At 62.7% G+C, this 8,822-nt stretch carries 8 protein-coding genes, 1 rRNA gene and 1 pseudogene; 4 read left to right on the forward strand and 6 right to left on the reverse strand.

What is annotated here, in order from left to right; all coding sequences use genetic code 11:
* Positions 1 to 107, reverse strand: a 16S ribosomal RNA gene (locus ABIV12_RS01225); the annotation flags it as partial.
* 572 nt (positions 108 to 679) lie between these two features.
* Entirely contained in the window at positions 680 to 1,891 is a 1,212-nt protein-coding gene (gene tyrS / locus ABIV12_RS01230) for a tyrosine--tRNA ligase (RefSeq protein WP_348055405.1), read from the reverse strand.
* 195 nt (positions 1,892 to 2,086) lie between these two features.
* Here tyrS and ABIV12_RS01235 point away from each other — a divergent pair, with 195 nt between their 5' ends.
* Together ABIV12_RS01235 and ABIV12_RS01240 are read left to right on the forward strand one after the other, a co-directional pair.
* Positions 2,087 to 3,544, forward strand: a complete 1,458-nt coding sequence (locus ABIV12_RS01235) for a peptidoglycan DD-metalloendopeptidase family protein (RefSeq protein WP_348055407.1) — start codon at positions 2,087 to 2,089, stop codon at positions 3,542 to 3,544.
* A 7-nt stretch (positions 3,545 to 3,551) separates the two neighbouring features.
* Positions 3,552 to 4,655 (forward strand): anhydro-N-acetylmuramic acid kinase, encoded by a 1,104-nt coding sequence (locus ABIV12_RS01240; RefSeq protein ID WP_348055409.1) that lies wholly within the window; start codon positions 3,552 to 3,554, stop codon positions 4,653 to 4,655.
* Between the two features lie 5 nt (positions 4,656 to 4,660).
* On the opposite strand, the gene ABIV12_RS01245 is transcribed toward ABIV12_RS01240, so the two are convergent.
* The 3 genes from ABIV12_RS01245 to ABIV12_RS01255 all read right to left on the reverse strand — a co-directional run bounded on the left by ABIV12_RS01245 (position 4,661) and on the right by ABIV12_RS01255 (position 7,134).
* Complete coding sequence (locus ABIV12_RS01245) at positions 4,661 to 4,978, reverse strand: hypothetical protein (RefSeq protein ID WP_348055411.1); 318 nt, start codon at positions 4,976 to 4,978, stop codon at positions 4,661 to 4,663.
* 64 nt (positions 4,979 to 5,042) lie between these two features.
* A complete protein-coding gene (locus ABIV12_RS01250) occupies positions 5,043 to 6,266 on the reverse strand; it encodes an MFS transporter (RefSeq protein ID WP_348055413.1) in 1,224 nt (407 codons plus the stop codon).
* A 97-nt stretch (positions 6,267 to 6,363) separates the two neighbouring features.
* Entirely contained in the window at positions 6,364 to 7,134 is a 771-nt protein-coding gene (locus tag ABIV12_RS01255) for an exodeoxyribonuclease III (RefSeq protein WP_348055414.1), read from the reverse strand.
* A gap of 131 nt (positions 7,135 to 7,265) precedes the next feature.
* On the opposite strand from ABIV12_RS01255, the gene pyrE reads away from it, so the two are divergent.
* Entirely contained in the window at positions 7,266 to 7,907 is a 642-nt protein-coding gene (gene pyrE, locus ABIV12_RS01260; RefSeq protein WP_348055416.1) for an orotate phosphoribosyltransferase, read from the forward strand.
* A gap of 278 nt (positions 7,908 to 8,185) precedes the next feature.
* Positions 8,186 to 8,626 carry a hypothetical protein gene (locus tag ABIV12_RS01265; RefSeq protein ID WP_348055418.1) on the forward strand — a complete coding sequence of 147 codons (441 nt, stop codon included), beginning with the start codon at positions 8,186 to 8,188 and terminating at the stop codon, positions 8,624 to 8,626.
* 66 nt (positions 8,627 to 8,692) lie between these two features.
* On the opposite strand, the pseudogene ABIV12_RS01270 reads toward ABIV12_RS01265, so the two are convergent.
* Positions 8,693 to 8,822, reverse strand: a pseudogene (locus ABIV12_RS01270) (phosphomannomutase/phosphoglucomutase); the annotation flags it as partial.

Below are 8,822 nucleotides of genomic sequence, written 5' to 3' on the forward strand. Positions count from 1 at the left end.
CGCCGCTCGCCACCCACAGTATTGCTACTGCTGTGCTGCCGCTCGACTTGCATGTGTTAGGCCTGCCGCCAGCGTTCACTCTGAGCCAGGATCAAACTCTTCAGTTGAAATTGCAGACTTCCAGGCCGAGGCCTTTCCGTCAAACTTTAGAGTGTGAACCAAGCTGGCGTTAAAACATTTCTGCTTATTACGTTTTGCTTGGAACGCACTTGTATCGATGGACTTTCATCCACCACAAGGCGTCCACACAAGTTACCTGCGCACACTGTCAAAGATCATCGACTTGCGAGGCTTTGTTGGCCTCGCGTCCCAAGACATTTCGTTCAAGGGAGCCGCGCATCTTACATCGAATTTCGTTTCCGTCAACACCCTGAAGCGATTTTTTTCGCTTCCCGATACCCGGATTTTCGTGGGTGTCGGCTTCGTCGTTTTGCTCTTTCGAGCATCCCGTCGAAGGGGGGCGCATCTTACATCCGATCCCGAATCCGTCAACCCCTGCCGTGCGATTATTTTGCACTTGGGAGAACTGCCACCCGGGAGGGCTGCCCCACCGTTGATCGACCGTTCAGGCCTCTCAATGAAGGGCCGCGAATCGTACAGCGAAATTGTGATTCGTCAAGCCTTTCGCTCGCTTTTTTTATCGTCGGCGAAGTCAGCGTGCCGGAATGATCGCGCGCTCTCATCCGGTGCTCAGATGCACGCGGGCAAATGCCCGTTTGCCGATCTGCAGCAAGTGCTCTCCGCCTGCCTGGAAAATGCGCTCGCGGTCTTCGACAACTTCCCCATCGACACGCAGAGCCCGTTCGGCCATCTTGCGGGTGACTTCGGAGTTGCTGGACGCCAACTTCGCGGCAACGAACAGCGGCGCGACACGAATCCCATCCGAAGGGACCGGTATGTGGAGTAGCGGCAAGTCGACATCGACCCGCTGTTCCCGCACGAGCGCGGTCCATTGTCCGATCGCGTGCTCTGCGTCTGCCGTGCCATGGAATCGGGCCGCAATCTCGCGTGCGAGCGCTGTTTTGGCATCCCGCGGATGCAGAGCACCGGTCGCCACGTCTGCCTTCAAGCCGACAATGTCCGAAGACGACCGATCGAGGCTCAGCAGCTCGTACCAGCGCCACATGAGGTCGTCGCTGATCTTCATCGTCTTGTTGACGATGTCGATCGCAGGCTCATTGATGCCGATGTAGTTCCCGAGCGACTTGGACATCTTCTGCACACCGTCGAGCCCCTCCAGCAGCGGCATCGTCAGAACCACCTGCGGGGGCTGGCCCGACTCTTCCTGAAGCGCGCGTCCCATCAACAGGTTGAATTTCTGGTCGGTTCCGCCGAGTTCGACGTCGGCCCGCAATGCGACCGAGTCGTACCCCTGCACGAGCGGGTAGAGAAACTCGTGGATCGCGATCGGCTGCTGCGCTGCATACCGCTTCGAAAAATCGTCACGCTCGAGCATGCGCGCGACCGTGTGCCGCGCCGCCAGCCGGATCATGTCCGCGGCTGTCATCTTGCCGAACCATTCGGAGTTGAAGCGCACTTCGGTTCGGACCGGGTCGAGAACCTTGAACACCTGCTCCGCATAGGTCTTCGCGTTCGCCTCGACATCCTCGCGGGTCAACGGCTTGCGCGTGACGTTCTTTCCGGTCGGGTCGCCGATCATTCCGGTGAAATCTCCAATGAGAAAGATCACCTGATGCCCGAGGTCCTGGAACTGACGCATCTTGTTCAGCAGGACGGTGTGCCCGAGATGCAGATCCGGCGCAGTCGGGTCGAAACCTGCCTTGATCCGAAGCGGCCGACCGAGCTCAAGTCGCGCTTTGAGCTCTTCACGCTTGATGATCTCGTCCGCGCCGCGACCGATCAGGTCGAGCGCACTATTGGTATCCGTCATCGAGTTTCCCGAAGAGTGGCCGCCGACCCGCCACTGGGGATCGTCATTCGGCCACGTGAAGGAGGCGCCTGAAACAGGTCGCGGCAGTTAATAATTCGTTAGCGAACGATGGGTCGCAAGTCATTGACGCCATTGGCGTTGACGGGGGTTGCGAAACACATTTATGGTACCCGGCGATTCACTGGAATGCGACCTGTGCCCAATCCGCAGAACGATCCCATCTCCGCGCGCCACAAAGCCCGTCGCCTGGCGATCCGGCGTCATACGCAGCGCAGGCATTTCCGCTTCTATACGCGCGTGTCCGGTTGGACGTTCATCCAGAACGTCACGACCTCGCCAATCAGCTGGCGGGCGGAACACTGGGTTCTCGGTGGCGTGGCGCTGTTGTTGACCGCACTCGTCGGCATCGTGATTCCCACCTGGGCGAGCGCGACTCGACATGATCCGGTGCCGACCCCGTATACAACGATGGCGCTGGACCTCCCGCAACTCCCTCCGGGCGCCGAGGCCGATCCGACGATTGGCGCGTACGGACTCGACAATGCAGAACCGGATTGGCACGTCGTCACCGTGCGCGCGGGCCAGTCGCTATCGGACATTTTCCACGAACAAGGTCTTGGCGCCACCGAACTCCAGCGCGCGCTGGACTCCCAGGGCGACGCATCGGCGCTGCGACGCATCCGACCGGGACAGGAGTTTGCATTTGCGATGGACGCGAGCGGAACGCTCACAGCGATGCGCTTCGAACGCGGCGATGCGACCCGGGTCGTCCTGCACTTCGGTGCGGGCGACGTCACGGAGTCGACGGTCGAGCGATCAGTCGAGCGTCGTACCAATGTTGCACATGGCGTCGTCACGCGTTCGCTGTTCTATGCGGGCGAGCAGGCGGGTCTGACCGATGCAATGGTGCTCAAGCTGGCAAACGCATTCGGCTACGACATCGACTTCGCACAGGACCTGCGCGAAGGCGACAGTTTCAGCGTGGTGTACGACGACGTGTATCGCGAGGGTGAGCATCTGCGCGATGGCGACATCATCGCGGCCACCTTCATCAACCAGGGAAAGCGCTACACCGCGATCCGCTACACCAACGCGGAAGGCGAGACGATGTTCTACACCGAAGAAGGTCGTCCGCTGCGCAAGTCGTTCCTGCGCACGCCGGTTGAATTCACGCGAATTTCCTCGACCTTCTCGACCGGCCGCATGCACCCGATCCTCGGCTACATGCGCGCGCACAAAGGCGTCGACTATGCCGCGCCGACCGGCACGCCGATTCGCGCGGCCGGTGATGGCAAAGTGGTCTTTCGCGGCTGGAAATCCGGCTACGGAAATTTCGTGGTCCTGCAACACAACAGTCACATCAGCACCGCTTACGGACACATGTCGCGGTTTGGCGGGGAACAGATCGGCCAGCACGTCAAACAGGGCGAAACCATCGGCTTCGTCGGAATGACGGGTCTCGCCACGGGTCCGCATCTGCACTACGAGTTCCAGATCGACGGCGTCCATCGAGATCCGCTCAGTGTCACCTTGCCGAAGCCGGAGCCGCTACCCGCGACGCAACTCGCGCAGTTCCGCAAGGCGAACGCGCCGCTGCTCGCGCGCCTCAAGCTTGTCGACTCCAACACCCGTCTTGCCCGCGCCGGCAACTGAGCGCGGTGTGCCCGGGCTGTGGCTGGGGCTGATCTCGGGCACCAGTGCGGACGGCATCGACGCGGCAATCGTACGATTCGAGCCGCATCTGGAAGTCCTGGCGACCAACACGTCGCCGTACCCTGCAGACCTGCGCGAGCGACTGCTCGATCTGGCCAAGGGACATGCATCGATTTCCCTCGACGACTACGGTCACCTGGACGTCGCGATTGGGGAGTGCTTTGCGACCGCCGCGCTGTGCGTGATGAGAACGGCCGGAGTGGACGCGAGATCGATCGCGGCCATCGGTTCGCATGGGCAGACAGTGTGCCACCGGCCGACAGGCGCGCATCCGTTCACTCTGCAGATCGGCGATCCAAACGTGATTGCCGAACGCACGGGCGTCGTCACCGTCGGCGACTTCCGCCGCGCGGACATCGCTGCCGGTGGACAGGGCGCGCCCTTGCTCCCGGCCCTGCACGCGGCCGTCTTCGCAGATCCTGAGCTTCCGCGAGCCATTCTCAATCTGGGCGGGATTGCCAACCTGACCTTGTTGTCGCCTGGACACGACGTGCTTGGTTTCGACACGGGGCCTGCCAACTGTCTGCTCGATGCCTGGGCGGCCTCGCACCTCGGGGCGACACGCGACGAGGACGGCGCCTGGAGTCGAAGCGGGCGCGTGGTCGAATCGCTTCTCGCCGAACTTCTCGACGATTCGTATTTCCATGCGCCGCCGCCCAAGAGCACGGGTCGCGAAGTCTTCCATCTGGAGTGGCTGCACAAACGGATGCCGTCAGGCCTGCAGCCCGCTGACGTGCAAGCCACGCTGCTCGCCTTGAGCGCACGCACGATTGCCGATGCGCTGCGTCGGCATGGCCAATCGACGCGCGAAGTGTTCGCCTGCGGCGGCGGCGTGCACAATACGGCGTTGATGGATGCGTTGAAGGTCGAACTTTCCGGCCTTCGCGTTGCGACGACGGCCGCGCTCGGACTCGATCCTGACTTTGTCGAAGCGGTTGGCTTCGCCTGGCTCGCGCAGGCGCGCATGCGGAACGAGCCGGGCAATCTTCCGTCCGTGACCGGCGCGCGCGGGCCCCGAGTGCTCGGGACCATCCACTCGGGCATGCGTTGAGACGCTCAGCCGAGCTTTCGTCGCGCCGTGGTTGCCGGTGATCCTTTTCCAGCACCCTCTGCGTCGCTGAACAGCGGGCGCCCGTCAAGTCGTTCGAACGCGTCCAGCGCATCGTCGAACATCGCGGTCTCGTCGGAATTCCACACGCCGCGAAGCCGTGCGATATCGCGCCGTTCACGCCGCACCAGGCTTTCGCCACTCAGGCCCAATGCATAACGCAGAGCCTGCTCGACGACCTCGTCGGTCTGCCAGCCGAGTTCGTTGGCGACTTGGTCGAGCCTCTCGCGAATCGCGTCGTCGACGTTGTGAATGACAATGTCCATCCGCTTTCCAGCAGGGTTGGGTCCGCACAGTGTCCCATGGCCAGCCATGCGCTGGGCACGCGCTTCAGGGGCTGTCGGCCGTCACGATGCGCGGGCGATCGAAGCGCCGCCAGAGGTAAGCGATCAGCACCACGGACGGCAGCACTGCCAACGTCGTGATCACGAAATACGTTCCGTAGCCCGTCGCTGCGGCGATCCCGCCTGCGAAGAACCCGAGCAGCTTTCCCGGAAGATTCACCAGGGAACTCAGTAGCGCGTATTGCGTTGCGGTGTGCTGCCGATTGACCAGGGACGAGAGGAACGCGACCGTTGGCGGCCCGAGCATCCCGAGCGTCAGGTTTTCGCAAGAGATCACCGCGGTGAGCACCAGCACGTTGCCGGGATTCGCGATCAGCCACAGGTACAGCAGGTTGCTGCATCCGCACAGGACAATCGTCGCGGACAGCGTTCGCCACGCACCACACCGCGCAACAGCGGCACCGCCAATGAAGACACCTGCGATCCCGATCCATACGCCGTAGATTTTCGTGATCGCACCGACCTGCGACTTGCTGAACTGCATGTCGAGGTAGAACGGACTCATCACGCCCCCGACCAGCGCCTGCTCCGGAATCTTGAACAGGAGAATGAAGAGCAGCGTCACACCCGCAACATGCCAGCCGTACCGGCGCAGGAAGTCGGCGAAGGGATCCACGATGCCTTCGCGCATTGCCCGTCTCCACGGCGGAGACGGCGGGCGATGGGTCGAGGGCTCGCTCGCGAGCAGGTTGGCTGCGATCGGCAGGCCCATCGCCATCGCCATCAGCACATACACCCAGCTCCATGCGATGTGATCGGCAAGGATCAGAGCCAGCGCGCCGGCGAGAATCAGCGCAATCCGGTACCCGAGCGAATAGGTCGCCACGAGCGCACCCTGGTCTTCCGCCGGGGCAATTTCGATCCGATAGGCATCGACGGCGATGTCCTGCGTTGCGCCGAAGAAAGCGACCGCCAGCGTCGCTGCGACAAACATCGTCAGATGGGCGGGCGTCGTCGACGCCATCACCAGCAACCCCGCGACAACGCCCAGCTGCGACAGCAGCAGCCACCCTCTCCGACGACCGAGGCGTTCGAATCCAGGCGGCTGCCAGTGGTCGAGCAACGGAGCCCACAGGAACTTGAGAGCATAGGTCATGCCTGCGCTCGCGATCATCGTGATGTCCTTCAACACGATGCCGTTCTCCTTGAGCCAGTAGGCCAGTGTTCCGGCAACGAGCAAAAACGGCAGGCCGGAGGAAAATCCGAACATGAACATCGTTCGCGCGGACGGCTGCGCAAACGCCCGCCAAACTGACGGTTTGCCCGCAGCGGTGGCGGAACGAGGCGGTGCGATCACCGCATCGGGATCAGGTGTAGTCAACGACGTACGGCGCGTGGTCGGAGAATCGCGGCGTCGCGTGGATCGCACAGGCCTTCAGTTTCTTCCGCAGTGACGGCGTGACGAGCTGATAGTCGATGCGCCAGCCGACATTGTTGGCGCGTGCGGCGCCGCGATTGCTCCACCAGGTGTAGTCCTCGCCGTCGGGGTGGAGCGTGCGATAACTGTCGACCCAGCCCTGCTCGTCCGCGCAGAGGCCATTGAGCCAGTCGCGCTCCGCCGGGAGGCAACCGGAATTCTTCTGGTTCGAACTCCAGTTGCGGATGTCGAGCCGACTGCGGACGATATTCCAGTCGCCGCACAGCACGTAGTCGCGTCCACTGGCGAGCCATTGGTCGAGCGTGGGACGCAACCACTCCATCGCCTCGAACTTGAAACCCTGGCGTTGCTCGCCCGACGAACCGGACGGAATGTAGAACGACACGACGCTCAGGTTTCCATAGCGGGCTTCGATGTAACGACCTTCGTCGTCGAATGGCGGCCAACCGAGCGACGTGCGGACCTCGTCCGGTTCGCGACGCGAGTAGATCGCCACGCCGCTGTATCCCTTCTTGGTGATTGCGTCGCGATAGAAGCAGTGATGCCCATCCGGCCGGAATGCCGCGTCGGTGAGCTGTGCTTCCTGCGCCTTGGTCTCCTGCAGGCAGACCACGTCGGCCTTCTGGGTCTTGAGCCAGTCAAAGAACCCTTTCGTCGCTGCCGAGCGGATGCCGTTGGCATTGAAGCTGATGATGCGCATGAGGGACGCTATAAGAATGGTCGTTGAAGCTTAACGCGGGTCGGCGCGTTGTCGAAGCGTCAATCGGGCGGATTTGCGATGCGGGGCGAAAAAGCGTCACGCTAGCGCCCCCACGTGCAGGCTCAACCCGAATGCTTGATTCACAGCGCGCCTTTCTCGACCTGGCCCTCGCCCGAAACGTGTTGCGCTTTGGGGAATTCACCCTCAAGTCGGGTCGGGTCAGCCCCTATTTCTTCAACGCGGGGCTGTTCGATTCCGGGGCCGCGCTTGCCACAGTCGCGCATGCATACGCCGACGCTGCAGCGCGCATCGATGTCGGCTACGACATGCTGTTCGGGCCCGCCTACAAGGGGATCGTGCTTGCGGCGATCACCGCGACAGCACTTGCCGAACGTCATCGGCGCGACCTGCCATTCGCCTACAATCGCAAAGAGGCAAAGCATCATGGCGAAGGCGGACTCCTCGTCGGCGCACCTCTCGCCGGACGCGTGCTGATCGTCGATGACGTCATCACGGCCGGCACCGCGATCCGCGAGTCGATCGAGTTGATCCGAAACGCCGGGGCGACGCCGGCGGGCGTGTTGATCGCGCTCGACCGCGAGGAACGTGGACAAGGCGCCTTGTCCGCCACCCAGGAACTGGCCGCCGACCATGGAGTGCCCTGCTACGCAATCGCTCGCCTGACCGACCTGCTCGCCTACACGGCCAACCGACCCGATCTCGCCGCGCATCGCGAATCCCTGTCCATCTATCGGGACCGCTACGGCGTGTGAGGAAAGCCTCAGCGCAAGAACTTCCGGCTCCCCTATACTCGGCCAAGGAGAAACCCGCCATGCTTCGTCGTGCACTGCCCCATTCCCTGATTGCCGTGCTCGTGATCGCGACCGTGTCCGATGCGTGGAGCGCCGACTCGGGTACACGCAACCGCTACAAGTGGCGTGATGGCGCGGGCGCTCTCCATTACAGCGACGCCCTCCCGCCGGAAGCTGCGAAATTCGGCTACGAGATCATCAGCGCGCAGGGAATCGTCGTCAAACGCGTCGACAGGGCGATGACTGCGTCGGAACTCAAGGAAGCGAAGGCCGCCGCACAAGTGGCGCAAGGCGAGAAAAACGAGGCCGACTCCCGCTCGCGCGCCGATGAAGTGCTGATCTCCGGCTATCCGGAAGAGGCGGACCTGGAGCGCACTCAGCGCCAAAAACTTGACGTGCTCGATCAGCAGATTGTCGCCGCGCAGATCAGCCTTCGCAGCCAGGAGCAGATCCTTGCCGATCTCCTCGGCCGCGCAGCAGAAGATGAGCGCGCCAAGAAGGACGTGCCGGAGGATCAGATCAGGCAATTGGCGAAAATGCGCAAGCAGGTCGACGAGCAACGCCTCGCCGTCGCGCGCCGTCAGGTCGACCGCGAAACCGCGATTGCCGGCTTCAGGGATGAAAAGATCCGCTATCGCGAGCTCAAAGCCAAGCTGGCCGAGCGCAACAAGGAACAGTAGCGCCGAAGCGGAACGGTCGTCGCGCGCCCGTCACCGCTCCTCCCGCGCGCACAACGCTCCCGAACGCTAGAACGGCAGCGGCAGGGACGGGTCGAGTGCCAACAGCTGCGCACGGAATACGTCCTGGATGCGTTTGAGCGATTTCGCGTTGTCGGCGTCGAAACGCAGAACAAGCACAGGCGTCGTGTTCGACGCG

Source organism: Dokdonella sp., from assembly GCF_039926425.1.
In the GTDB taxonomy this organism is placed as follows: domain Bacteria; phylum Pseudomonadota; class Gammaproteobacteria; order Xanthomonadales; family Rhodanobacteraceae; genus Dokdonella_A.

Excerpts from the sequence above, each read along its gene's own strand:
- tyrS (WP_348055405.1), bottom strand. The coding sequence starts at position 1,891 with ATGACGGATACCAATAGTGCGCTCGACCTGATCGGTCGCGGCGCGGAC.
- ABIV12_RS01245 (WP_348055411.1), bottom strand. The coding sequence starts at position 4,978 with ATGGACATTGTCATTCACAACGTCGACGACGCGATTCGCGAGAGGCTC.
- ABIV12_RS01250 (WP_348055413.1), bottom strand. The coding sequence starts at position 6,266 with ATGTTCGGATTTTCCTCCGGCCTGCCGTTTTTGCTCGTTGCCGGAACA.
- ABIV12_RS01255 (WP_348055414.1), bottom strand. The coding sequence starts at position 7,134 with ATGCGCATCATCAGCTTCAATGCCAACGGCATCCGCTCGGCAGCGACG.
- pyrE (WP_348055416.1), top strand. The coding sequence starts at position 7,266 with ATGCTTGATTCACAGCGCGCCTTTCTCGACCTGGCCCTCGCCCGAAAC.
- ABIV12_RS01265 (WP_348055418.1), top strand. The coding sequence starts at position 8,186 with ATGACTGCGTCGGAACTCAAGGAAGCGAAGGCCGCCGCACAAGTGGCG.